General features: G+C 38.9%; 27 protein-coding genes and 1 pseudogene. 10 read left to right on the plus strand and 18 right to left on the minus strand.

What is annotated here, in order from left to right; genetic code table 11:
* The first annotated feature begins 10 nt into the window (after positions 1-10).
* Positions 11-1255, plus strand: a complete 1245-nt coding sequence (locus F887_RS08905) for a saccharopine dehydrogenase family protein (RefSeq protein WP_005294184.1) — start codon at positions 11-13, stop codon at positions 1253-1255.
* Between the two features lie 50 nt (positions 1256-1305).
* On the opposite strand, the gene F887_RS08900 is transcribed toward F887_RS08905, so the two are convergent.
* Positions 1306-2280 (minus strand): NAD(P)H-dependent flavin oxidoreductase, encoded by a 975-nt coding sequence (locus F887_RS08900; RefSeq protein ID WP_005294186.1) that lies wholly within the window; start codon positions 2278-2280, stop codon positions 1306-1308.
* A 421-nt stretch (positions 2281-2701) separates the two neighbouring features.
* On the opposite strand from F887_RS08900, the gene F887_RS08895 reads away from it, so the two are divergent.
* From F887_RS08895 to F887_RS08880, 4 genes are all read left to right on the plus strand, one after another.
* The gene (locus F887_RS08895) at positions 2702-3004 is read left to right on the plus strand and encodes a DUF3817 domain-containing protein (RefSeq protein WP_005294188.1); all 303 of its coding nucleotides are present in this window, start codon (positions 2702-2704) and stop codon (positions 3002-3004) included.
* A 194-nt stretch (positions 3005-3198) separates the two neighbouring features.
* Complete coding sequence (locus F887_RS08890; RefSeq protein ID WP_005294190.1) at positions 3199-3765, plus strand: nuclear transport factor 2-like protein; 567 nt, start codon at positions 3199-3201, stop codon at positions 3763-3765.
* A 76-nt stretch (positions 3766-3841) separates the two neighbouring features.
* Positions 3842-4336, plus strand: a complete 495-nt coding sequence (locus tag F887_RS08885) for a chalcone isomerase family protein (RefSeq protein WP_005294191.1) — start codon at positions 3842-3844, stop codon at positions 4334-4336.
* 15 nt (positions 4337-4351) lie between these two features.
* Positions 4352-5047, plus strand: coding sequence for a response regulator transcription factor (locus F887_RS08880; RefSeq protein ID WP_005294193.1), 696 nt, complete (start codon positions 4352-4354; stop codon positions 5045-5047).
* On the opposite strand, the gene F887_RS08875 is transcribed toward F887_RS08880, so the two are convergent.
* The 12 genes from F887_RS08875 to F887_RS08820 all read right to left on the minus strand — a co-directional run bounded on the left by F887_RS08875 (position 5044) and on the right by F887_RS08820 (position 15480).
* Positions 5044-6369 carry a sensor histidine kinase gene (locus F887_RS08875; RefSeq protein WP_005294195.1) on the minus strand — a complete coding sequence of 442 codons (1326 nt, stop codon included), beginning with the start codon at positions 6367-6369 and terminating at the stop codon, positions 5044-5046. The genes F887_RS08880 and F887_RS08875 overlap by 4 nt on opposite strands.
* Before the next feature lie 31 nt (positions 6370-6400).
* Entirely contained in the window at positions 6401-7450 is a 1050-nt protein-coding gene (locus F887_RS08870) for an SAM-dependent methyltransferase (RefSeq protein ID WP_005294197.1), read from the minus strand.
* 8 nt (positions 7451-7458) lie between these two features.
* On the minus strand, positions 7459-8238 hold the full coding sequence (locus F887_RS08865; RefSeq protein ID WP_005294199.1) for a DUF1295 domain-containing protein: 780 nt from the start codon (positions 8236-8238) through the stop codon (positions 7459-7461).
* Between the two features lie 34 nt (positions 8239-8272).
* Positions 8273-9472, minus strand: a complete 1200-nt coding sequence (locus tag F887_RS08860; RefSeq protein ID WP_005294200.1) for an SAM-dependent methyltransferase — start codon at positions 9470-9472, stop codon at positions 8273-8275.
* Positions 9447-10262, minus strand: coding sequence for a DUF1365 domain-containing protein (locus F887_RS08855; protein ID WP_005294202.1), 816 nt, complete (start codon positions 10260-10262; stop codon positions 9447-9449). The genes F887_RS08860 and F887_RS08855 overlap by 26 nt, the downstream gene beginning before the upstream one ends.
* A gap of 10 nt (positions 10263-10272) precedes the next feature.
* Positions 10273-11550: an NAD(P)/FAD-dependent oxidoreductase gene (locus F887_RS08850; RefSeq protein WP_005294205.1), complete on the minus strand. Its 1278-nt coding sequence runs from the start codon at positions 11548-11550 to the stop codon at positions 10273-10275.
* On the minus strand, positions 11547-12536 hold the full coding sequence (locus F887_RS08845) for an acyl-CoA desaturase (protein WP_005294207.1): 990 nt from the start codon (positions 12534-12536) through the stop codon (positions 11547-11549). Before F887_RS08845 ends, F887_RS08850 begins: the two co-directional genes overlap by 4 nt.
* Positions 12537-12739: 203 nt before the next feature.
* Complete coding sequence (locus F887_RS08840; RefSeq protein WP_005294208.1) at positions 12740-12919, minus strand: zf-HC2 domain-containing protein; 180 nt, start codon at positions 12917-12919, stop codon at positions 12740-12742.
* Complete coding sequence (locus F887_RS08835; protein ID WP_005294209.1) at positions 12913-13533, minus strand: RNA polymerase factor sigma-70; 621 nt, start codon at positions 13531-13533, stop codon at positions 12913-12915. Before F887_RS08835 ends, F887_RS08840 begins: the two co-directional genes overlap by 7 nt.
* Positions 13530-14288 (minus strand): HvfC family RiPP maturation protein, encoded by a 759-nt coding sequence (locus F887_RS08830; protein ID WP_005294211.1) that lies wholly within the window; start codon positions 14286-14288, stop codon positions 13530-13532. Before F887_RS08830 ends, F887_RS08835 begins: the two co-directional genes overlap by 4 nt.
* Complete coding sequence (locus tag F887_RS08825; protein ID WP_005294212.1) at positions 14239-15102, minus strand: HvfB family MNIO-type RiPP peptide maturase; 864 nt, start codon at positions 15100-15102, stop codon at positions 14239-14241. The genes F887_RS08830 and F887_RS08825 overlap by 50 nt, the downstream gene beginning before the upstream one ends.
* Before the next feature lie 69 nt (positions 15103-15171).
* Positions 15172-15480, minus strand: a complete 309-nt coding sequence (locus F887_RS08820; protein WP_005294213.1) for an HvfA family oxazolone/thioamide-modified RiPP metallophore — start codon at positions 15478-15480, stop codon at positions 15172-15174.
* A gap of 163 nt (positions 15481-15643) precedes the next feature.
* Here F887_RS08820 and F887_RS08815 point away from each other — a divergent pair, with 163 nt between their 5' ends.
* From F887_RS08815 to F887_RS08805, 3 genes are all read left to right on the plus strand, one after another.
* A complete protein-coding gene (locus F887_RS08815; protein WP_005294216.1) occupies positions 15644-16258 on the plus strand; it encodes an HvfX family Cu-binding RiPP maturation protein in 615 nt (204 codons plus the stop codon).
* A gap of 121 nt (positions 16259-16379) precedes the next feature.
* The gene (locus F887_RS08810) at positions 16380-17060 is read left to right on the plus strand and encodes a heavy metal response regulator transcription factor (protein ID WP_005153017.1); all 681 of its coding nucleotides are present in this window, start codon (positions 16380-16382) and stop codon (positions 17058-17060) included.
* Entirely contained in the window at positions 17053-18432 is a 1380-nt protein-coding gene (locus F887_RS08805; RefSeq protein ID WP_005294218.1) for a heavy metal sensor histidine kinase, read from the plus strand. The genes F887_RS08810 and F887_RS08805 overlap by 8 nt, the downstream gene beginning before the upstream one ends.
* Positions 18433-18536: 104 nt before the next feature.
* Here F887_RS08805 and F887_RS18650 read toward each other — a convergent pair whose 3' ends face one another.
* The 5 genes and pseudogenes from F887_RS18650 to F887_RS08790 all read right to left on the minus strand — a co-directional run bounded on the left by F887_RS18650 (position 18537) and on the right by F887_RS08790 (position 23451).
* Entirely contained in the window at positions 18537-18686 is a 150-nt protein-coding gene (locus tag F887_RS18650; RefSeq protein ID WP_005294219.1) for a hypothetical protein, read from the minus strand.
* Positions 18687-18834: 148 nt separating this feature from the next.
* Positions 18835-19867, minus strand: a pseudogene (locus F887_RS0117975) (M20/M25/M40 family metallo-hydrolase).
* Positions 19868-20045: 178 nt separating this feature from the next.
* Positions 20046-21509 carry an indoleacetamide hydrolase gene (iaaH, locus tag F887_RS08800; protein ID WP_005294225.1) on the minus strand — a complete coding sequence of 488 codons (1464 nt, stop codon included), beginning with the start codon at positions 21507-21509 and terminating at the stop codon, positions 20046-20048.
* 85 nt (positions 21510-21594) lie between these two features.
* Positions 21595-22308 carry a helix-turn-helix transcriptional regulator gene (locus tag F887_RS08795; RefSeq protein ID WP_005294227.1) on the minus strand — a complete coding sequence of 238 codons (714 nt, stop codon included), beginning with the start codon at positions 22306-22308 and terminating at the stop codon, positions 21595-21597.
* Between the two features lie 117 nt (positions 22309-22425).
* The gene (locus F887_RS08790; protein ID WP_005294229.1) at positions 22426-23451 is read right to left on the minus strand and encodes an AraC family transcriptional regulator; all 1026 of its coding nucleotides are present in this window, start codon (positions 23449-23451) and stop codon (positions 22426-22428) included.
* 115 nt (positions 23452-23566) lie between these two features.
* On the opposite strand from F887_RS08790, the gene F887_RS08785 reads away from it, so the two are divergent.
* A complete protein-coding gene (locus F887_RS08785) occupies positions 23567-25099 on the plus strand; it encodes a flavin-containing monooxygenase (protein ID WP_005294230.1) in 1533 nt (510 codons plus the stop codon).
* On the plus strand, positions 25100-25942 hold the full coding sequence (locus F887_RS08780; protein ID WP_005294232.1) for an SDR family NAD(P)-dependent oxidoreductase: 843 nt from the start codon (positions 25100-25102) through the stop codon (positions 25940-25942).
* The last annotated feature ends 86 nt before the right edge of the window (positions 25943-26028 follow it).

Consider the following 26028-nt stretch of genomic DNA (forward strand, 5'->3'; position numbering starts at 1 on the left):
AAAACTTACAATGACTCAGCCAAATTATGATCTTATTGTCTTCGGAGCGACTAGTTTTGTCGGGCAGATCCTCACAAAATATCTCGCAGAATACTTAGCCACTCACAAAGAACCACTTTATTGGGCGATTGCAGGACGCTCTCAACAGAAATTACAACAAGTTAAAGATACGCTTGGCTCAGTTGGACAATCTGTCCCAATCTTGGTGGCCGATGCCAATAATCAAACCGAACTCGATGCACTTTGTGCCCAAACACGTGTAGTGGTTTCGACAGTTGGTCCATATGCTCTATATGGTGAACCGCTAATTCAAGCCTGTGTAAACAATGGCACCGATTATTGTGATCTGACTGGAGAAACCCAGTGGATTAAACAAATGATCACCAAATATGAAACTCAGGCACAACAATCAGGTGCGCGTATTGTGCATTGTTGTGGCTTTGATTCAGTTCCATCTGATATGGGTGTTTATTATCTGCAACAGCAAGCGCAGCAACAGTTTTCTACACCTGCAACGCAAGTTAGCATGCGAGTTAAAACCTTAAAAGGTGGAGCATCTGGTGGTACAGTCGCTAGTTTGATTAATGTGATTCAAGAGGCTGCGGCTGACCCTGCGCTTCGAAAAGATCTGCTTAATCCCTACATCCTTTGCCCTGCAGATCATGGCAATACACAAAGACAAATTTATATTAAAAGTGCCAAATTAGACCCTGATTTTAATGCATGGATTGCGCCTTTTGTGATGGCCGCTGTCAATGAACGTGTGGTACACCGTTCCAACGCATTGTCTGGCAATGCTTATGGCAACAACTTTAGTTATAACGAAGCGATTTTGACAGGTGAAGGATTGAAAGGACGCTTAAAAGCATTAGGCGTCGTTTCTGGCTTAGCTGCATTTATGCTTGCTGCTGTCAGTAAACCTGTAAGTCAGGTGATGGAACGCTACCTTTTACCAAAACCTGGAGAAGGCCCTACGCCTGAGCAACAATTGGCAGGTCGGTTTGACTTGCGCTTTGTTGGAAAAACCGACACAGGACAAAGCCTAAAAATTAAAGTTACAGGTGATCGAGATCCAGGTTATGGCTCTACAGGAAAAATGCTGGGACAAGCAGCATTGAGCCTCGCAATTGATCATGCCAAGTCGGGTGAAAAAATGAGTCGTGATGGCGGTTTTTGGACACCTGCAACGATGTTTGACGATCGATTCATTCAGCGTTTATCAGATCATGCAGGGTTGGTGTTTCAACGTATTTAGGACAAAGGAAAAAATAGGGAGTTAAAATATAACTCCCTATAGATTAAACCTTAAAGCATTAAGCGCTTTCTTGCAGCCAGATATTCTCTTTCAAGACGCTCAACTAATTCTTCAACCGACGTAGTGGCTTTAATTGCATTTAAGCCCTGACCACATCCCCAAATATCACGCCAAGGTTTAACTTTATGCTGTGAACCATCATCATTTGGTGTACTGAAATCCATATCTTTTAAATTACCTTCTGGTAAATGGGCTGGATCAAGTCCCGCAGCACGAATACTTGGCGCCAGATAGTTGCCATGTACGCCCGTAAACAAGTTGGAATAGACAATTTCATCTGAATTATGATCAACAATAGCTTGCTTATAAGCCTCAGTCGCATTGGCTTCATGTGTCGCGATAAAGGCCGAACCAATATAACCAAAATCTGCGCCCATCGCTTGGGCAGCTAGAATCGCATCACCCGTAGAAATTGCACCTGACAAAGCTAAAGGCCCATCGAACCATTCACGGATTTCTTGAATTAACGGAAATGGACTCTTCACGCCTGCATGACCACCTGCACCTGCTGCAACTGCAATCAAGCCGTCCGCCCCTTTTTCTATGGCTTTTTTGGCAAAGGTATTATTGATGACATCATGTAAGACCACACCGCCATAACTATGTGTAGCATCATTGATTTCTGTCCGTGCACCTAAAGATGTAATCACAATCGGTACTTTGTATTTGACGATCAGTTCCATGTCATGTTCAAGACGATTATTACTTTTATGGACAATCTGATTAATTGCAAATGGTGCAGCTGGGCGGTCTGGATGCAAAGCATTATGTTCAGCGATTCCCTCCGTGATCTCTTTAAGCCATTCCTCCAATTTCTCTGCTGGACGTGCATTCAATGCAGGCATTGAACCAATCACCCCTGCTTTACATTGAGCCAGCACGAGCTTGGGTGTACTAATAATAAATAGAGGAGATGCAATAACAGGGAGTCTCAGATTTTTCATTATGTCTGGAAGTTTTGACATCAATTATATCCTTTATTTCAAATAGATAAAATTAGTTTTAGAAATAATAAGCATTTCGCTTTCTTTAAATTCGCTTCATCATATCGGGATAAAAGTTTTTATGCAACAAGTTGCATAAACTCTCTATTCACAATTTTCGACATGATAAAAACAACCTACTTATTGCCTGAAAACAGTCATTTTTCCGTGCAATATCTGCTACTTATTCTGATTTTGGCTTTATTTTCATAAGTAAAAGATGATTTAGACTGGTTCAAAAGGCTTACGATCAAGATTAGAAATTTATATAGACAAGATAATCTATACTTTTTTATATAATTGATTAAATAAGAATCGTTACCAACAATATCAATGCGATAGTTCCTAAAGATGATATGCTTCGTTAATTTTTATTCTTTTATCAATCTCCTGGAGCTATGTTATGAGCGCGATGACAAAAAAATTGCAACAGATGCGGTTTGCCTCTGTACTCGAAGCAGTGACTTTATTACTTTTATTTGTTGTGGCGATTCCATTAAAGTACGCGTTTGATTTACCCATTGCGACAAAAATTATGGGGCCAATTCATGGTCTGGCTTTTTTATTCTATCTTTGGAACTTGGTTCGCACCGCATCGGTTTGGTCAGGAATAGAGTTGCTTAGATTATTTATTCTTGCCTTTATCCCATTGGGTGGATTCTTTAACGAAAAATACATCGCGCAACGTCAAGCAAGCCTTAAATAACTTTGGTCGATTTAGGCAAAAAGGAAATCATTAGATTTCCTTTTTATTTTTAAAATTATATGAATATTAAAGTAAAAATATAAATTATTGTCTAGCAAATCAGAAAACTGGTTCTTTATCCGTACATTATTATTTCACATCATATTCACGCCTCTGCTTTTAAGCTAGTTTTAAAATGGCGTGAGTTTAGCAATATGACATTTCTAAGAACTGTGACCCTCTCTGCACTGACCTTACTTTCTTTGGTTGCCTGTAAAAGTATACCAAGCTATAGCGCTGACTATGATAAGGCAAATAAGGAAATCTCAGGAATTCTATTGAATGATGAACAAGCCTTACTTATCGGTCAGCGTTTTGTTTCCGCCTTTAATACAATGGGAACCGTTGATTTTGTCAAAAATACAGGCAGACTCTACGCAGATCATTTATACATCAATGATACCCTTTCCCAATTTTCCACAAAAAATGAGCTGATTAAACATTTTGGAGGAATGAATGAACATGTCAGCAATGTCTCAGTAAAATTAATCAGTGCAACGCACACAGATGATTCTGCCTATATTCATTGGCATATGGTGTATGACTTCAAAATGTTTGGACGTATAAAAACGATGTCCTCATATGGAATTAGCCAAATCAAAATTAACAACAAGGGTTTGATCATTTTTCAGCAAGATTATTGGGACCCTGCTAATGGTTTATATCGTTCTCTACCCTATGTAGGAAATGCTTATTCCTTGCTTTTACCATTTAAAAAATAGTTTAAATTCAGCCTAGTAAATAAGATTCATGAACAGCTATAGATTGTTGAATTAAATATAAAAGTAGAGGTGCGAAATGCTTAATTATTTAAGAAAAATTGGACTGAGCGTCACATGTCTTATCACACCTTTAAGCTTAGTACATGCAAATACGCAACTATGTAAAACAGCTCCCCTTGTCGTCACGACAAAAAATGTGGGATCAGTAAGCTATTATGCCAATAATTGCAGTCAAAATTGGGAAAATCAAAATATTAGATTAGATTTTTCTTATAACCAAAATATTCCAGAATGGGCATTTAAAAAAGCGGCCACTTACTACCTTAAGAAGAATGTTAGTAATTTTTCAGACCAATCTGTTTTAAACAAAATTACTGCATTATATCACCCCGTAAAAAAGGGCGATCTCTACACTTTAAATTATGACCAAATGAGCAAACAGTTAAGCTTGTCTCTGAACCAAAAACGCTTAGGTACAATTACTGATTCTCAAGCGAATCAATACTTTAAAATATGGTTTGGGGACTCACCATTTAATGCTAAATTAAAGCAACAATTACTAAATCTATAACTTGATCAAATTATTATGAACAATCAATTTATTCTTATGGTCGAAGATCACTTCGAGCTTGCTGCAACAGTCTGTGAGTTTCTAGAACAACATGGCTTTGTCATTGATCATGCCCGTAATTTAGATGCTGCACGCAATTTTTTAAAAACAAACCCTTACCATTTACTTTTACTCGACATTAATTTACCCGATGGTTCAGGCTATGATTTATGTGAATGGCTGAGGACTGATCAAGGAAAAGATATTCCAATTCTCATGTTAACGGCCAGAGACACATTGGATGATAAACTAAAGGGCTTCACCGCAGGAACAGATGATTATTTAATCAAGCCTTTTGATTTTAATGAGTTGGTGATGCGTATTCGGGCACTTATTAAGCGTTCTCTTGGCGAAGTATCAACAAGTAAAATCCAAATTCATGACTTGATTTTAGATAGTTCGACTCAAACCGTAACGCGTGCAGGTCAGTCGATTGAGCTGCCCCGCATTCAGTTCAAATTACTTAAAATTTTGATGAGAAACTCTCCCAAAGTCATTACTAAACAAGAAATTGTGATCGAACTATGGGGTGATGAAGAACCTGAAAGTGATGCATTACGTAGTCATATCTATAACTTAAGAAAAATGATTGATAAGCCATTTCAAGAGAAACTGATCCATACCATTTCAGGCGTTGGCTTAAAAGTTGCGTTTGATTTGAGTACTCATTAATTCATATACACCACAACAATTAAACCGGTTGTATTTTCTAATTGTAAATGTGGATGAGTGCTTAAATAATATTGGCGGTCAAATAGCTCAACTCTCCATCCCAACTGAGTGCATAACTTTCTAACCAGTTGTAAACCAATCCCATGCCCTTTGGCTGTAAGTTGAAATTGTGAGCTTAACTCCTGAACTTTACGATCATTGGGCATTTCAATGCCAATCCCATTATCAGCAATCACAATACTATTTTGGCGTTGAATAATATGGATATTAGATCCTTGAGAATAATTCAATGCATTGCGAAGAATGTTACTCAGCACCATTTTAGTCATTGAGGGATAAATCAGTCGAGGTAACACTTGAGGGTCATAGTGAACAAAAATTTGAACGCCTTTGCTTTGGCTAACAGACTCTAGATCCTTTAGCAAATCACTAATTATATTGGATAATCGGGTTTGTTCGGCAGTTAAGGTATTGGTGGTATTGCGTGCGATCGCCAATAAGGTTTCCACAAGCAATTGCATATCCTCAATGGTATTAGAAATACGATGCAATGCTTTATCTTCCCCATACTTAACCTGACAAAGCTGCACATTGCCTTTTAAAATCGTGAGTGGTGTGCGCAATTCATGGCTTACATCTCCTGTAAACTCACGTTCTCGGTTGATGAAATCGTTTAAAACTTGATGATATTTTTCTAATGCCTGTTTTAAATATTCAGCTTCCAGATTGCCGTTGGTACTAATGCCTTGAAAGGGCGAAGCTTCTTTATTTTGATGCGCCCAATCAATATGATCTAAAGCATTTGCCAGACGTGTAATCGGTGAAAAATAACGTTTAGCTCGCCGATTTGAAAACCATAAGATGCTATACAGTACAATCAAGCTGAACATTAACGGCGCTAAACCAAACATCCACACAATTTTGTTGACGTTACTTTCACCAAAAACAAGCAGTACATGTTGTCCATTTCTTTCACCATAAACTGTCATTCGATCTTTACCATCGACGAAGACTCGGTGAACACCTTGTTTTAAAGTTTGGTTTTTAAACGCTAAAGGTGGATCTTTAGTTAGCCAGCGATAGCCATATAGATTTTTTGTATCAGGTAGATCAGCACTGGGATTACGATCAATGCGCATCCAGTAATGTTCCATTTCTTGCTCAAGTGCTGTTTTGAGCAGTGAGCCTTTAATGACCCAAGCACTACATGCAATACCGATAATAATCGACAGCGCAATCAACCCAATTTGCAACCAATAATGACGATTAAACATCTCACTTAATGGATGAATATTTTCACCGCTTTTATTGGATCTAAACATAAGCTTATCTACTGGTAGATTCTGATTTTAATTATACGGTTTTCTTTTTGAACAGGAAGTGACCGATGACCCATTCTTGTCCTTGTTCAAATCCAAACAATTCCGCACAAGCCATAAAAAAGATACGCCAACGTTGCCACCAAGCATCGGCATGCTGTGCATATACCTGCTCGAAAAGTGGTTTTAATTGTGCAGCGTTACGATCCATGTTCTCCAGCCAGGCATTTGCTGTTTTTTCGTAGTGCGTACCTGACCATTGCCAATGCTGTGATAACTCCAAATGCGTTTGAAAATGTAAAAATGTAGACGTTGCTGGCATTAATCCACCCGTAAAGAAGTAGCGTGACATCCAGTCATATTCACTTTTTATTTCAAATGGATAATGTAAGAAGCGATGGCAAAAAATATGACACCATAACAATCCATTAGGTTTGAGCCATAATTGAATTTTCTGAAATAATTTTTGATAGTTTCTAACGTGCTCAAACATTTCTACAGACACAACACGATCAAACGAATTTTCTTTTAATTCGAGTATGTTGACATCACAGGTGATGATTTTAATATTTTGTAGACCACGTTTTTCCGCTTCAGCTAAAATATGTTGACGTTGCGTTGCGGAATTAGATACAGCAGTAATTCTAGCGTTCGGATAATGCTCCGCCATCCATAAGGTAAAAGAACCCCAACCACAGCCGAGTTCCAAGATATTTTGACCATCATGCAATTGCGCTCGTTCACTGTAAACTTGCAGCGCGAACTCTTCTGCCTCATCTAATTGGGTTGTATCATCATCAAAAAAACAGGCACTGTATTTTAATCTTTTGCCTAAAACTGCCTGAAAGAAAGCAGTTGGCAACTCATAATGTTGTTCATTGGCTTTGTCTGTTTCAATCGCAATTTCACTCTGCTTCAACATGTTCAACACATCCATATAGCGTTGAGCACCCTGTTCTGGATCATAGCGACCCTCTTGAATCAAACGCTTTTTACTTAATGTACGAATTGCTGCACGAATCGCTTGATCGGGCACTAGACCGCTCTCAACGAGTTTCAATGATTGCTGAATAATAAAGTCCATACGCTCACCTATTGTTTGGGTTTCCATGGAATAAACATAGAAGTTCGTTTTTGATAATCGAGATAATTCTGACCCCGATTTTTTAATGCCTGCTGTTCACTAAATGGAATCCCCGTGATGTAATACAAAAAGAACCATATCAAAACAGGATAAATCCACAGGCTATATAACCCTGCCGCCAACCCAATTACTGGGTAGGCAAACCAATGTATCCATTCAAAAAAGTAATTTGGATGACGTGAATATTTCCATAGCCCCTGATCCATCGTCTTTCCATGATTCTGTGGATTTTGCTTGAAACGGTACAATTGCTGGTCTGCAATTACTTCTCCCATAAATGCAAGCACCATAATGATGCCTGCAATAATGAGAAGATCATTGCTTTGGTTATTCCAAACCGTACTTGGCACATTCAGTAAACTCCACATTGGAATACTGAATAAAATTGCTAAACCAGCCTGAAACATAAAAAAAGCAAAAAAGCCAAGGTGTTGATATTTTCCCATCGCTAGACGCATATTGGCATATCGGCGATCTTCTTCATGTTCGGCAAGGTAACGACGAAACAAATGCGCACTCAGGCGTAAAAACCAAACAGTACTCAATATTCCAATAAACCATCTAATCTCGATTGGAGCGGTATCAACAGACCCTGCGGTAAGCACAATATTCAGGGCAATACAAAAACCCCATGCCACATCAACAATGCCTGCACGATGGTTGTATGTCGCCCATAACCAACAAATTGTCATCACGACAACATCAAGTACAAACAATTGCCACAACATGACTGTCTCCCTGACGTATCACATAAGTTGATTATTAATAAGGATTTGCTTCGAATAAGAGCTGTACATTGCTAATTACACCTTCTTTAAAGCCACCTTCGCAGTAACAAAGATAGAAATCCCACATTCGAATAAAGTTTTCATCAAAACCCAGTGCCAATACTTGTGGTTTGGCATTTAAAAAACGCTCACGCCATTGATGAATCGTTTCAGCATAGCTAAGCCCAATATCTTCAAGATGTTTTAAACGCAGTTTCTGTTCAGATGCGGCTTGGGTCAGCACACTAATACATGGAATAAAGCTACCTGGAAAAATATAGCGCTTAATATAATCCACAGTGCTTAAGGCCTTTTTATAACGTGCATCTTCAATGGTAATGGCTTGGATCAATCCCAAACCAGTTGGCTTAAGCAGGGATCTACATTTATTAAAGTAAGTTGATAAATATTGCTCACCCACAGCTTCGATCATTTCGATGGAAACCAATTTGTCGAACTTGCCTTCCAATAAACGGTAATCTTTGAGTTCAACCTGTACACGATGGCTTAACCCTGCCGCTGCAATACGTTTATTTGCCTCATCGTACTGAGCCTGTGAAATCGTAATTGTGGTCACTTTACAACCATAATGCTGGGCCGCATAGATCGCAAAGCCGCCCCAACCGCTTCCGATTTCAACGACGTGATCCATCGGTTTCAATTGCAATTTTTGACAGATCAATTCTTTTTTATAATCAGATGCTTGCTCTAATGTCATGTTTGCTTGTTTATAGACGGCACTAGAATACATCATGGAAGAGTCTAGAAAGAGCTTGAAAAAATCATTGCTGAGATCATAGTGCTCTGCAATGTTTTTACGGCTGCCTGATAATGAATTTTTACGTGTTTTGTACCACGCTTTTAAAATCAACTGGCTTGCTTGTGAAAGCATATTTTGATTAATTTTATCGAGAACATCACGGTTTCTCGCTAAAATTTGGATCAGTTCAACTAAATTTTCACTGCTCCAATACCCCTGAATATAGCCCTCAGCAGCCCCAAGCACACCATTTTTAAAAATTAGATCAATGAGGGCTTTATTATGTACATCTACCGTTGCTTCTAAATCAGAAACTTCACCTATTGTGCCATTCCATTCACCACGGAAATGAATTTGACCATGACGAAGTTTGAGTAAGCTACGTAAAACCAATGGCAGTGAATCGTTTTCACCGAAAATAAGCGTTTTGATCATTTTGTTTTAAATCCTTATCTTTTTTAGGGTGCCGATAAAATGGAACTTTCTTTCGCCATAAATAAAATGCTTGTAAATAAATCGAAGCGAGCATTTTGAAAGGTTCAAAAACATAATGAATAGCATAACGATTGAGCTGTGAAGGAACTGTGATATTTTCTAATTCGAAAAGCATTGTTGCATCAAAAATTAATTTTTGTGTTTGATAAAGCTGCATATGAATGACGTTTTGAGCATCAGAAAAGTTAAAGCGCCATTTGTACTGAATATCCATTGGCATAAATGGAGAAACATGAAAACTTTTTTGAAATTCGAACGCTGCACCCTGATACTCAGAATGGTGTTCTAACTTATCACGACAATCATGCACATAAACTTTGCGTTCTTTCCACGGCGTATTGGTGATCTCAGTTAAGATAAAAATAAGCTGTTTTTGACTATTAAAAATAAAATAAAACACAACCGAATTAAAACTGAAACCAAGCATTCGTGGTAAAGCCAATACACGAATTTCTGATTGTATCGGCAAGACCACATCTACTTGCTGCAATAAGATTTTTTTTATTCTTTGCCTTAAATTCCCTGTATAACCCTGCAAAAAATCATTTTCATCTACCTTTAGAAGATTCCAGTGTGCTGTTGAACATAACCATGAATCACTGAGTTTCGTTGTTATCTGATCTGGATCAAAATATAAATAGCTTAATGTAGCTTCAAATTGATGTGCCTTGGGTGTAAATCGGCGATGTCTAATTTTAGCTTTCGCGATAGCAAGTGGAGTTTCTAACATACTCAGCCCCCTATTCATCAGCCATAGTCATTAAATGTTCTACAGCACGTTCAGCACTTCTTGCCCCATCTTCATGAAATCCCCAACCCCAATACGCCCCACAAAATGAACTACGATTTTGGCCATTTAATTCATACCAACGGGATTGGGCCTCAAGTGCAGTTTTATTAAATACGGGATGCCGATAATGTCTTTCAATATAAATCTTATCTTTGGCGATCGGTGTATTGGGATTGAGTGTAGAAAAAACCTGTGTTTTACAGTTCAAATTTTGCAAACTGTTCATCCAGTAGGTAAATCCAAAGTGAACATTGTCAGTCAATGTCGATTGTTCATTTTGAGCTTGGGGAGTCACATGAACATGCCAGCTTGCCCACTGTGATCTAGATTTCGGCATAATCGATGTATCATGGTGTACCACCATACGATTATCTTGGTAATCAAAACTGCTTAAGACTTCAAGCTCTATGTTTGAAGGCTCATCTAATAGTTTTAAAGTGTCGTCGGCATGACTTGCAAAAATAACCCAATCAAATTGCTCTTGCCCATGTGCTGTCACAATGGAAATATGATCTTTGCTTCTGATCACTTGCTTTACTTGATTTTTTTTCCAGATAATCGTTGGGCAATGATGTTGAATTGCATAGATGTAGGATGTTGAGCCACCTTTAACAGTTTGCCACTGCGGTCGATCTTTTAATTGCAGCATACGGTGGTGCTGAAAAAAACTTACCACGAACTTGTAGGGAATATTGCCCACTTGATCGACAGGGCTTGACCAAAGCGCTCCACACATTGGATACAGATGTTCATCTCTAAACACCTGAGAATATCCATGATGATTTAAATACTCGTCAATGGTTAATTCAGGATGACTTTCTTCAACTGAAACATCTTTATTTTCTTTATAAAAGCGAAGTAAATCCGACAGCATCACCCGAAAGTTTTTATTTAAAAAGTTTTGTGGTCTAACCAATAATGACCATTTTTTTGAAGGATTATATTGCAGTCCTGTCACTTGGTTATTCACTGAAAAACTCATGTCACTGCTTTGTGCTTGGACACCTAATTCAGCAATCATGGCGCTAAAGAGTGGATAGTTATACGCATTGAAGACAATAAAACCACTGTCTATGGTTACATTCTTTTGATCAATACTAAACTCATGGGTATCGGTATGCCCACCAAAATAATTCTCTTTTTCAAAAATAGTGACATGATGCTTTTTTGAAAGTTTCCAAGCAGCATACATTCCAGAGATACCAGAGCCAACAATTGCAATTTTCATGAAGACTCCTTCGTTTGAGTTTTGATTGGGTTCATTTTCAGATTTTGTTTTTGGCTGTTATAAGCAGCATAAATACGTTGTGGCACAGGTTTTATTCCCCAGATTAACCCCAGCCAAGACATTGCTTTTAAAACATAATAAGTGATATCAATTTGCCACCAGAAAAAACCTTGACGCGTACTACCTGCATAATAATGATGATTGTTATGCCATCCCTCACCTAACGTTATAATTGAGAGAAGAAGATTATTACGACTATTATCCGTGGTATCGAAATCTCTGCTGCCATATAAATGAGCCAGTGAGTTAATACATAAAGTCGCATGAATCAATAATACGGTCGAAACAACAAAGCCCCACACCAATAGTTGCAGTCCCGAAGTGCCTAAATTCGGATGAGCAACAGCGAGCCATTCGCCCAATACATAGATAGTAAAGGCGGTCATTAGAACAATGGGTAAACTAAAGCGATCTAACCAGATGATTTCAGGAAATTTTAGCCAGTCTTTAATGACATGTTTGCGCGTCGAAAAGTTCTGTTCATTCAAAAACCACCCAATATGGCTGTACCAAAAACCATGGGTAGATGAATGAGGGTCTTGTTCTGTATCGGTAAAATGATGGTGATACCGATGATGTGCAGCCCACCAAAGCGGGCCACGTTGTGCACTCATTGTTCCTATAAGCAGAAAAATAAATTGTACTGGCCGTGAAGTTTGAAATGTTTTATGGGATAAATAACGATGGAAAAAGGCGGTAATTGCAAACATTCTGATCACATAAAATATGATCATAAAAATAATTGCAAACCATGAAACGCCTACCCAGAACACAGCTAAACAAGCAATGTGCAGTAAAATAAATGGAACGATTCTCAACCATTGGACTTGAGTATCTTTAATGTTTTTAGGGCCATCAACTGGATTTGATCCAAGCGTATTTGTATTTGACCAACTATCTATCCATCCCAGAAAAAATTTAAACATTGATTCTTCCTGACTACCTCTTTTTTATAATTATCATTTTAGGAAACTCGATATGAAGTTTATGTGAAGCCTGTTTTTTAGTTGTTAATATTAATTCAAAATTATTAAAAAAACATAGGTTTATGTTGAAATTAATTTTCTTCAACACAAGATAATACATCTATAAACATCAAGAGCAAACTAAAGATGCCATATGAAATAAATCAACGATCAAATGTTTTAAATTCTTTTGAAAGTTGAGATAAAGTCCTAATCTGCTTTCCATAACGGCGGCATGAACGGCAAGCCAATAAATGCAGTTGTAGATTACTCTGTTCTCGTAATAAGAGTGTTCTGTCCTGCTTCTCGGATAATAGTTGCGTGGCTTGGCGACAGGTCAACATGAGCAATCCTCCTTCAATAACCACTTATTTTCCAAACATTCGCGCAGGCGCGTCCGACTTCGATACATCAGTACATTAAAATTTGAGACGGTGAGTTCAAGCTTTTCACAAATTTCATTGGAACTCAGCTCAATCATCTCTCGTAGCATGAACACCTGAGCGTATTTCGCGGGTAAGTGATTCAAGCACGCATCAAAAATAATCCAGAAATCTTGTTGCTCCATCATTTCTTCTGGGCTTAGCCACGCTTGTGGTGCTTCATATTTGTGCCAATGTCCTGAAGCATCAAATAAAGCATCGATACTGAGTTCACTCTCTTCATCTTTAAAAAGTTCACTCATACTCACTAAACGAGATTTTTGTCGGATCAAATCAATAATCTTATTTTTTAAAATTGCAAACACCCAGGTTTTAAACGCAGCGCGCCCTGTAAAAGAGTCTAAATGTTGGAATGCACTGGCCAGCGCTTCCTGCACTACATCTTCTGCCTGAGGCAATGAAGCAAGTTGTAAGACGGCAAATTTAATCATCTGCTGTCTTAAATCCTGTAAAAAAGCGGGATTATGCAACTGATCTAAAAAGTCTTCATGATTATGCGCTGAAGCTGAATTCATCCCTGTATCTCATCATTATTATGGGCAACATAAATTAATCTTAACCGAGTTAATAATGCTTTTAACGCACAGATTTGTATTTGAATCTCTTGCTCAGATAAATCTGGCAGAAAGGATTGGATGACATCATGCAAATCTTGTTGTACCAATCTATTTTGACTCAGTTGTTCGATCAATACAGCGAATAAAGGTGACAACGCTTCAACACATACCTGATCAAGAGCATCGCGCCACACCATAATCGCAGTTGGCATCGTTTCTACTAAAGCTGGCGTCATTGTAGTTGTCCAATGATAGACAGGATATTGATAAGCCAAGACCCATACTTGCGTGGTGAATTGCCAATCTTGGTCTTGAGCCAAAATTGGAGATTCGATCTCAACCGTATCTAAATATAATTCTAACCACTCATACTGCAATAATTCGGCCAGCCAAGGATATTCTTTTAATACAGGATGCTGTTGCTCATTCAGGTATTCTCGAAATTGCAAAGAAATATCATTGTAAAAAGGCGACTGACACTGAGATTTCTGAAAAAACTCTACCAATAATTGCTGCCATTGCAGCTCAGGCAACATAGAACGTGCAACTGGAAATACTAGATTTATAAATGAGCAGATATTATTAAACAGTAAATCTCGATAGATCTGCATTCGATCGATAGCAAAGTTTTGCGGCAACTCTAATTCAGGATCTCGAACCCAATCACAAAACTGCCGTTGCGTGGTGTGAAAGGACATTGGCTTTGCTTCCATCACGACTCTCCTGTTGTTGCATGATTTTGATTCTGTTCAACTCATCTTGTAGCTGCTGCCATGATGGGATATTAAAGTCCCGTTCTAATAAGGTTGGTTTAACACCACAAATTTGATAAGTGTATTGTAAAAGCTGCCAAACAGGATCATTGATTGCAGCTCCATGTGTATCAATCAATAGGTTTGGTTCAACTTGTTCATGGCCTGCGATATGCAAGTAACGAATGCGCTCTTTCGGCATCGATTGAATAAAAGCATAGGCATCGCTGTCATGATTGATACTATTCACATAGACATTATTGACATCAAGCAGCAATTCACAGTCTGCCTGTTCAATTACCTCACGCACAAACTCAGCTTCACTCATCTCTGCATTAGGCATCAAATAAGTCGAAACATTTTCAATCACCAGTTTCTGCCCCAAAATATCTTGAACACGTAAAATTCGTTCAGCTACATATTTCACTGCCGCTTCGGTCATTGGAATGGGTAATAAATCATATAGATAGCCACTATCGTGGGTATAGCTTAAATGTTCAGAATAAATCGCAACCTCATAGCGTTGCATGAAACTTTTAACGTGTTGGATAAATTCGAGATTCAGTGAATGCGGTCCGCCAATCGATAACGATAAGCCATGACAAATCAATGGTGCTTTCTCAACACATTGAGCCAATAACTTGGCATGCCGACCACCAAGACTCATCCAGTTTTCAGGTGCAACTTCAATAAAATCGGGATGTGTATCAGCACTTAAGAAAGTATCGATAAACTCACGCCTTAAACCCAGTCCGATACCAGTCAATTCGAACATATCTATGCTCCTGTCATCGAAATGATGCCGATCTAAGATTTAGACCGACATCATCCAAGGCTTAATTGATTATTTAGCGCCACACTTGCCATCAGCCATTTTTTTGTCTGCGCCGCATTTTGCATCAGCAGCTTTCTTGCTTGCACCACACTTGGCATCCGCTGCTTTTTTTGCTGCGCCACATTTCGCTTCAGCCGATTTTTGCTGCTGTTTCGCTTTATTTGCACCACACTTGGCTTCACCACATTTTCCATCAGCGGCTTTGCTTGCATGTGCCTCTGTTGTTGTCGTGGTTGCTGCGATAGCCACTTGTATTGCACCAACCATTGAAAGTGCTAACAAAGCAGCGACAGAGGTCATTGAGTTAAGTTTGTTCATTTTTCTATTCCTTTTAAGGTTATTGCTCGGTTTGTACATAGGTACATAAAGTTAGACGGACTAAATCTCGATTTATTACAGTGCAAATAAAAATTTTTTTATGTAAGAAACTCAACACTCACCCGACTAATTATTATTCAAGCGTATTCGGTGTGAAATTATCATGAAGAAATTTATTTATTCCCTCGCACAGCACTATCAAAAGCTTTGTAATGTACTTAAACATAGTGATGGGATCGCAGTACTCGCCCTGCGTTGCTATTTAGTTCCTATCTTTTGGATGGCAGGTACAAATAAGCTAATGCACTTCCAAGATACAGTCGAATGGTTTGGCAATGCAGATTGGGGGTTAGGTTTACCCTTTCCTCAGCTTATGGCGGCATTGGCAACATCGACCGAGATCGCAGGTGCTGTGCTATTAGCACTCGGTTTATTCACCCGTTTGATGAGCATTCCCTTGATCGTTACCATGCTGGTTGCCATTGTCACAGTGCATCTGCCAAATGGCTGGCAAGCGATAGCTGATCCCAATGCTCCATTTGCGAATGCACAAGTCTTGGCCTCAGCGGAGAAATTAGAACAAGCTCGACAACTGTTAGAAAATTATGGCAATTATGATTGGCTGACCTCCAGCGGCTCTTTTGTGATTCTGAATAATGGAATCGAGTTTGCTGTTACTTATATGATCATGTTATTGGCTCTGATCGTATTGGGTGGTGGTCGATATTTCAGTCTGGACTATTGGATAAAGCAAAAAATTTCGAAGTGGCTTTCTTAAAATTAGCTCAGCACCAATAAAGTCATTAAGCTGACCGCAATATTACAATTTTGTCATTTATAAAAAAGTCATAATCTTTGAGGCTAAAATGACAGAACAAGACTTGGGGCGATATTGAAAAATGCGAATACTTCTCGTTGAAGATGAACAGAAAACGGGAGACTATCTCCAAAAAGGTTTAACTGAAGCAGGCTATGTTACAGATTGGAGTCAAGATGGTATTTCAGGCTTGCACCATGCTGTGACTGAACAATATGATCTTATTATTTTAGATGTCATGCTACCCAAGTTGGATGGCTGGAAAATTTTAACCGAGATTCGTAAAGTGAATACCTTCCTGCCCGTTTTATTTCTGACGGCCAGAGATCAAATTGAAGATCGGGTCAAAGGATTGGAATTGGGTGCAGATGATTTCCTGATCAAGCCCTTTGCATTTGCTGAATTATTGGCACGTATCAAAACACTTTTAAAACGCGGCCAGATTAAAGAAGAACAAACTTTCTATTCTGTCGCCGATTTGCATCTTGATCTGATCAAACGCCGTGTGGTGCGTTCTGGTCAAAGAATCGACCTGACAGCAAAAGAGTTTTCTTTACTTGAACTGTTTATGCGTCGACAAGGTGAAGTTTTGCCAAAATCGCTGATCGCGGCTTTGGTTTGGGATATTAACTTTGATAGCGATACCAATGTTGTTGAAGTGGCCATTCGTAGACTCAGAAATAAAATAGATACCGATTTTAGTCCCAAGTTGATTAAGAACATTCGCGGTATGGGCTATGTCTTAGAGATCGAAGATGAATAATAAATTATTTCGTTCGATTGGTTTTAGAATCAGTTTTATTTCAACCCTATTTACCATTTTGATCTTGGTTATTATGGGGATCTTCGTTAATCAGCATGTGGTTAATTATTTTTATCAGCAAAATCAGAAAGAATTAGAGGGAAAAATTCAACTGATTGAAAATCTGATGCTGCAAAAACCAGCCAATTTTAAAAATAGTCTTGATGAAGCACTGATCGGCCATGACAATCTGGTGATTCAAATCATGCTTGCCAACGGTCAAATGCTCTATCATAAAAAAAACGTAGATACTGATTTAAGTCAATTTGTTCAAAATAAAAAAGCAGGTTGGGTCAATTGGAAAAATAACAATCAAAGCTATCAAGGCGTCATTGTTAACAAGAATATTGACTACAATAATGCCAATCAAAACATGCAAATTATCGCTGCGATTGAAGTCACAGATAATTTCTACTTCTTACATTCATTTAAACAACAGCTTTTCATGGTTGGTATTTTAGGTGTCATCGGGTTAATGTTTTTAGGCTGGTTAGCAACATGGCAAGGTCTGGGTCCTATTCGAAACATGGCAAGACTGTCAGAAAATATATCTGCCAATAATTTATCAAATCGTCTGGATCTAAAAAATATCCCGATTGAACTTGCGCCATTGGCCACAGCATTCAACGACATGTTGGATCGCTTAGAAATCTCGGTCGATAAACTTTCTGCTTTTTCAAGTGACTTGGCACATGAAATCAGAACACCGATCAATAACCTGATGATGCAAACGCAGGTTTCCTTAACCAAGCCAAGAACAATTGAGCAATATCAAGATGTACTCTTCTCCAATCTGGAGGAATATGAACACTTAGCAAAAATGATTTCAGATATGCTGTTTCTGGCAAAATCAGATCACAATTTGGCCTTGAAAAATAAAAAGAGCATTGATCTAGTACAAGAAATGAAAGTTCTGTTTGAATACTTTGAAGCATTCGCTGCCGATAAGAATATCGCTTTAGAGCAAACAGGTCAGGCATATATTGAAGCAGAACCAGCCATGATTCGCAGGGCCTTTAATAATTTGATTTCTAATGCCATTAAATATGGTGAAGCTGATTCTATTTTACAAATTCAGTTGAGTGAAGATGCTCAAAACTCAGTGATCTTGATTAAAAATAAAGTTCCCGCTGAAATGCAGACCCTCACAGCTTTGCAGCTATCGCGTTTTTTTGATCGCTTCTATCGCTTGGATTCGTCTAGGCATAAAGCAGAAGATGGCACAGGTTTAGGACTGGCGATTACCAAATCAATTGTAGAAATTCACAATGCTAAAATTGATGTATTTATTGACGGTGAAAACATCGTCTTTCGGATTATTTTCAGCAAATAAATTGGATAATTGGTTTAAAAAGTTTTCATTTAATGGGCGAACATACAGTAAAAGATCATAAAACTCAGCCCTAAGTTTTATGATCTCGTTCTTGAAATCCTGTATTACTTTGATGGAGCCTGACCATCATTACCTTGTACAACAGTATTACGCTCCTTGTTTTTTTCAAGGAACATTAATCCACCATCTGCGTAGCTCAGACTCGCTGTTGATGCAAATGATACGATAAGGATGAGTTTAACTAATGCTTTCATGTCGACTTACCTTTTCTCTCTTAACTTCCTATAAGATAGAACAGGCTTCCCAACAGTAGCATGACCTGAAAATGACAATTTTGTTATTTCTACACAGGCTTAACAGTACAATTGATTCATCAAATATAAAAGATCTCTCCATTCGATCTTATTGTTTATCTAGAACGGTTAATAAATGAGTGACTGCATCACCTGCCAATTGCATTGACTTTGGATCAACCTGCTCAATCGTATCACACGCTTTGTGATAGCACGGTGCGAACTCAAGTTCATCCCCTTTCATTTGCTCATTAAACAAGATGACAGCGGTCACTGGAACTTTGCCTAAGAATGGAGCTGTATCACTGGCCGTTAAGGTCGAGACATCTTCTTTAATTTTTAGATTTTTTGCTTTAAAAAATTCCTTGAGCGTTTTTTCTAATGCTAAATCACCGGCATGGCTCGGAAGACTACGTAAACCATCGAGTAATGGCTTATAGTCCTGTTCCTGCATGCCACGCTCTTTTAGCATTTTTTCCATCTCATCCACAGATGATTTATCACCATCTGCAATCAGGATTTCAGGTTCTTTGGTGCCGATCATATCAAGATTGATATAAGCTTTAATTGACTTTAATTGTTCAGCAGTCAGCTTCTCCACATAAGCTTGAGAACCCGCAATCCCCACCTCTTCTGAATCCCAGAATGCCAAATAAATGGTGTTTTTCGGCTGTATTTTTTTGGTCGATAGCTGTGTCATTAAATCAAGCAATAAGGCCACACCAGAAGCATTGTCATTGATGCCAGGCCCCATTTTGACTGAATCATAATGTGCACCTAACAAAATCACGTTTTGTTTTGACTCCCCAGGAATCTTCACGATAATATTTCGGCCTTTGGTCTTTTCCCGATTTTCAAAAGTTTGAACCTCTGTACTAAAACCTGCTTGCTTGGCTTGATTTAAAAATATAGTCTGCACTTGCCAAACCACCTTGCGTACCGACAGCACGATTACCACCATGACGCTTGGCAATTTGTTCAAAAGCTTGTAAATGCGCCATCATCTGTGTCGCATCTAGCTTAAGACCCGATTGAGTTATATCTTCAACGTTTTCTTTGGCTTGTTGATCGTTTTTTTGACAGCCACTGATTGCAAACATGCTACTTAAAACACAAATTCCTAGAAACTTCTTTAAAAACATAAAATAAACTTAAACCGATTTTTATAAAGTAAGCTTAATACTAGATTTGCAAATCGGTATTTGCCATTTCGATTTGTATCTTTTCATATTGTTTAATCAAAATCAGATGGCTGCTTAGATTTATTTATTTAAAGCCTTTCCTCAATGAGACAGGCTTTAAGTGGTAATCAAAGTTATCTTAGTGATGATTCAAACCCTTAAAAATCTGTTCCAATACTTGCCCAATCGCCAATATCTCCTGATCCGTATTTGGCAAACCATCGATCTCTAATCCAATTGGTAGTTTTGATTTCGCTCCACGACCAATCGGTAAACTCAGCCCTGGCAACCCAATATTACTCCCAGGATCAGTATTACGAATCAGGGTTTGAAAGTTTTCAATTGAGCTTACCTGCTCACTCACCAACGGCGCAACGATTGGAGATGTTGGAAATATTAATGCATTAAGTTGAAGCTCTCTGAAGACTTTTTCATAGAGTGAAAGTAATTGTGGTCGAGCTTCTGTAATTGCTTCCTGATATAAAGCATCAACGGACACCAATTGCCCAGTCGAATCAGCAATCAATTCAGGCAAAATATTTTGCTTAAAAATCTGCTGCACATCTGGACTGGATATCTGATCAACCACAGCGTCTAGACTCACTCCAATCTGATTATTTTCTAGATATTGGATCAAATCATATTTGCCTTCGTAAATCACCACAGGAAATGAAATACGTTGATTTATCTGTGCTAAATCAGGCAGATCGACAGGAATAATTTCGATGCCTGCTGTTTTTAACAGTTGCAGTGCCTTATGCGCTTGTTCATGAACATCGTCATCTAAACTTTCCCAAAAATAAGCATTGATTCCAAGTCTGATGGGCTGCTTTGGCAATGAAAATGGTTGAGTTGACGGTGCAATTAACTGATCAATCACAATAATATCAGCCATACAATGCGCCATAGGTCCAGCAGTGTCACGGGTGTGAGAAATTGGTGTAATCCCTGTTTGCGCATATCGTCCTAGCGTTGGACGAAAACCAATACAACCATTCAAGGCACTCGGTAATCTAACCGAAGCTCCTGTATCCGTTCCGATTGCAATCGGAACCATTCCTGCGGCAACCGCAACGGCACTTCCAGAAGAAGAACCACCAGCAATATGCAAAGGATTCACCGCATTGCGTGTACCAACAACCCCGTCAATATGCATGGCTGTGTTATAACCTGTGACGCCAAAAGCCAATTCATGCATATTGGCTTTTCCAACAATAATGGCTCCTTGATCAATTAATGCTTGAATGATAGGAGCTGTTGTTTTGGGTCTGAACTGCGCTAATGCAGGTGTGCCAGCACTATTGGGGAAACCTGCAACATGAATATTATCTTTAACGGCAATCAATACACCAATTAAGTCTGGACAAGCAGCTCCTGCACGGATGGATTGATCCCAGAATTGTGCTTGTTGAATTGCTGCTTTTTTATCAAGGCTAATAAATGCATTTAAAGATTGTTGTGCTTCAATCTTTTCAAAATAGTGGCATACCAATTGTTCACAAGAAACTTTTCGATCACGAACCAAAGTTGTAATCTCGCTGATTGTGGCTCTATCAAGTTGAAATTCTTGGTCCTGATCTAATTTTTCATTCATATTTAACATTTTGACTTAAAATCCATTTAAGTAATTATTTTTATAATTTGTACCGTTTTAAGTCCATTGGATATCCTCAAAATTGAGGAGATCATCAAGAATGAATCAGTGAAGCCATTTCGGTACGATTATGACAGCCTATTTTTTTCATGGCATTTTTAAGATGTGTCCTGACCGTGGTGAAACCAATATCGAGTAAATTGGCAACATGTTTATCACTCAACCCTTTACAGACTAATATGACCACTTCTTGCTCCCGTTGGGTTAAATCGTATTGAGTCGATAAATCCATCGGTAAGGCTTGAGTCATATAAGGTTCAAGTAAATTTAAGATTCTTTTCTCACGCTCACTAAACATCAGCGAATCTTGAGCACGCCAGATACGCAAATCACCTAGATCTATCCCATCCCGAACAAAGTAAATATTTAGCCCATGATACAAGCCATGAGGGCGTAGAAACTCATTGTAATAATCCGTTCTTTTTAGTTCTGATAGCGAAATGATTTCATTAACGAAAGTAGCCTGTTGCCGTTCCCGCAACTGAGACGTAATCGGGTCATAATGTTGCCAAATACGCTCATATTCTAGAATTGCTTTAGGGTCAATTTGCCACATGATGCCCTGTTTAGACACATGCTGTTTTGCATCCCAAATATAAGAAGCGGCAAAATCTGCTCTTAATAAAGTCGCGATATCAACAAGGACCGTTTCGCGTAAGCTTTGCTGTCCTTTTTCTGAACCTAATTTCCAAAGTATTTCAGAGAGAAGACTAAACTCGGATGAGCTTAAATCATATTCCAAAAGCATAGAATGTTACCTTTTTATCTTAAGACACCTCTCCTAATTAGAATGAGGATGCACAGTGATTCCTTGTTTTCATTTTCAGCTTCCTTTATCTTTTATATGTCACTGCGCCATTATTTTCTACACTTTATTTTTTAATCGGGTGGCATGTGGTGTTTTACCATACCAGCGTTTATAGGCATGTATAAAGCTGGCGGGTTCAGCATAGCCTAACCATTCAGAAATTTGTTCAATTGAGGTTTGAGTTGAAGACAGATATGAATCGGCCAGAATTTTTCTGACCTCTTCCCTGATTTTAATAAAGGTGGTTTGTTCTTGCGCTAAATAACGGCGTAAAGTTCGAGAGTTTAGACATAAACCATCCGCGACCTCGTCCATCGAAGGAATTTCCCCTCTACTATTCATCAAGATTTGCTCAACTTGGTCGGTATATTTTTTTTGAGATTGCCGCTTGTCCAGTATTTCTCGGCATTGCTGTTCTGCTGAATGTAACGCCAACTCATTTGCCATACTGAGCTTCTGATCTATTTTTTCTGCATTTAATACCACAAAACTTTTCGATCCACCAAATTCGGGTGTAATCCCAAATAACGCTCGATAAGACTGTATTTCTCCATGAGGCTGAAAAGCAAATACCACACTTTGGCAGAGATTTTCCCGAATCAAATCTTGTTGAACTGTAATCAGCGCAGCAAGGTCTCGCAGAATAATGAATTGCCATAAAGCTGGCGGAATCCCATCATCAACCACAATTTCGATTTGGATACTACGGGCCTCAGGCTGTTCAGATACCACAAACTGGCTAAAGGCAAAAGATAAAGGAAAATAGGCCAAAGCAAAGTTCAAAGCTTCACGAATATTCGCACTACTCATCAAGCCCAAGCCTAAAGAACCAAAGGTGGTAAAGTGATAACGCTGACCAACCTCCAAACCAAGCAAAGGTCTCTGGCTAAATTTTTCAACTAGATTAGATATGAGCTGTAATTCCTGCTGCCCAGTCACCAACCTATTTGGATCAAGCAATTGTTGTTGCTCCAGTCCTGTTTTCTTGAGGATCTGTGCATGACTCACACCTAATTCAGCCGCAAAATCTGCCATGAGGCGAACACTATGGATACTACGTTCATATGTCCATAAATACTTCAAGTATATTTCCTCAATGTCCGCTAATCACAATATTCTGTCCTCATCCATCCTCTAAATCAATGCATGAAACGATTATTCTGCAAGCTATAGATGATATTTTTTACTCGAGTCAGTTATGTTCAAACAACAATTATCTTCAAATAAAAATATTCGTATCGCCATTATTGGAACAGGATTTGGCGGTTTAGGCTTGGCGATTCAACTGAAACTTGCTGGATTTGAACAATTTACCTTATTTGAAAAAGCCAATGATGTGGGTGGTGTCTGGCGTGACAATACTTATCCTGGCGCTGCTTGTGATGTCCCTTCTCACCTGTATTCCTTTTCTTTTGAACAGGAACTTGGCTGGAAAAACCGCTATGGTTCATCACAGGAAATTCACCAATATTTGAAACATTGCACTGAGAAATATCAGCTTTATCCGCATATCCAATTTAATACTGAAATTGCCAGTGCGGATTTTGATGCAGCACAAGGTGTTTGGCATATCCAAACGCAAACAGGAGAAAAATTCGAGGCAGAATTTCTGATTGCAGCGGTCGGCCAACTCAATCGTCCAGCCTATCCTAAAATTAAAGGACTGGACGCCTTTCAGGGCAAAAGCTTTCATTCAGCGCGCTGGGATCATGACTATGATTTAAATAATAAACGTGTGGCTGTGATTGGTACAGGTGCCAGTGCGATTCAATTTGTACCTGAAATCGCTAAGCAAGCCGCCCACTTAGATATTTATCAACGTTCTGCACCTTATGTCATTCCAAAACCAGACCGTATTTATTCCAAATTAGAACGAAAAGTTTTCCAAAAACTACCGATCCTGCAAAGTCTTGATCGCGTCTTTCAATATAGTTATAACGAGATTCGCCTTAAGAGTTTTACTGCAACCTTGAATGAAATTCCTTTGGCAGAATATATTTTTCAGCGCCATATCCGCGAAGAAATCAAAGATCCACATTTCCGTCATCGCCTGATGCCTGACTACCCGATTGGCTGTAAACGTATCCTGATTTCTAATCATTGGTATCGGAGTCTGGTTCGCCCCAATGTCGAGGTGATCAATACCGCAATTCAGGAAGTCACCGCCACTGGTATTGTCGATAAAGATGGCAAAATACGTGAAGTAGATACCATTATTTATGGAACAGGTTTTGCAGCAACTGAGTTTATGGCACCTATGCAAATTACTGGACTCCATGGCAAGACACTTAAACAACAATGGGTTGATGGCGCAGAAGCTTATTTAGGCTTAACAGTGAGCGGTTTCCCTAATTTCTTCATGCTGTATGGTCCAAATACCAATCTTGGGCATAACTCAATCGTGTATATGATTGAAAGTCAGGTGAACTATATTCTGGATGCAATTCAAGCGCATATTCAAAATAATTTATGTTTTGCAGACTTAAAAACTGAAATCCAAACACTGTTCAATCAAGAAATTCAGGAGCGTATGAAATCAACCATGTGGTCTCAAGGCTGTACCAGTTGGTATCAAACCGCGACAGGCAAAAATACCAATAATTGGCCGGGTTTCACATTGGAATATCGTCAGCGAACTCGCCGTTTTGATCTGGAAAATTATACCCAAGTCGCAAAGTCGTCATCTACTGTTGTTCAGGTACAACCCTTAGAAAAACAAATGGCGGTTTAAATGAAATCATTCAATAACAAAGTTGCAGCAATTACAGGCGCAGGTTCAGGGATTGGTCAAGCACTTGCAATTGCATTGGCAAAACAAGGCTGTCATTTGGCCTTATCGGATGTCAATGAGTTTGGTCTGGCCAAAACCCAAACTTTATTAAAGTCATATCCAGTCAAAGTTACAGTACAAGTGCTTGATGTCGCCAATCGCCAAGACATGGCAAAGTGGGCTAAAAGCGTGGTTGAACAGCATCAGCAAGTCAATCTGATCTTTAATAATGCGGGCGTTGCCATCGGCAGCACTGCTGAAGGTGTCAGCTATGAAGATCTTGAATGGTTGATTGGGATTAATTTCTGGGGTGTGGTATACGGGACCAAAGAATTTTTGCCCTATCTGAAACAGAGTGGTGACGGACATGTCATTAATATCTCAAGTATGTTCGGACTGACCGCACAGCCCACTCAAAGTGCTTATAATGCGAGTAAATTTGCAGTTCGAGGCTTTACCGAGTCTTTGCGGCAAGAACTCGATATACAAGATTCAGGCGTAAGCGCGACGTGTATACATCCAGGTGGAATTCGGACCAATATTGCTAAAGCTGCGCGGATTAATAACAGTGTCGAAATTTTAGGGATGGATCCTGTAAAAAGTCAGCAGGCTTTTGACAAAATCTTGAGAACACCAGCCGATGAGGCGGCAAATCAAATTTTAACAGCGGTACTCAAAAATAAACGTCGCCTATTGATTGGTGCTGACGCAAAAGCTGTAGATCTATTACAACGGATACTGCCACAGGGATATCAAAAAATATTTGCCAAAGCGACTGCGCTGCAAACTAAATTTTTGCAATAACTTAAGCTTTGCGATGGATTGACCTTAGCTCAATAAAAGCAATGGTCAATCCATTCACCCTCACCTTTCCTGTAACAGCAATAAAA

It is taken from the genome of Acinetobacter sp. NIPH 2100 (assembly GCF_000369805.1).
In the GTDB taxonomy this organism is placed as follows: domain Bacteria; phylum Pseudomonadota; class Gammaproteobacteria; order Pseudomonadales; family Moraxellaceae; genus Acinetobacter.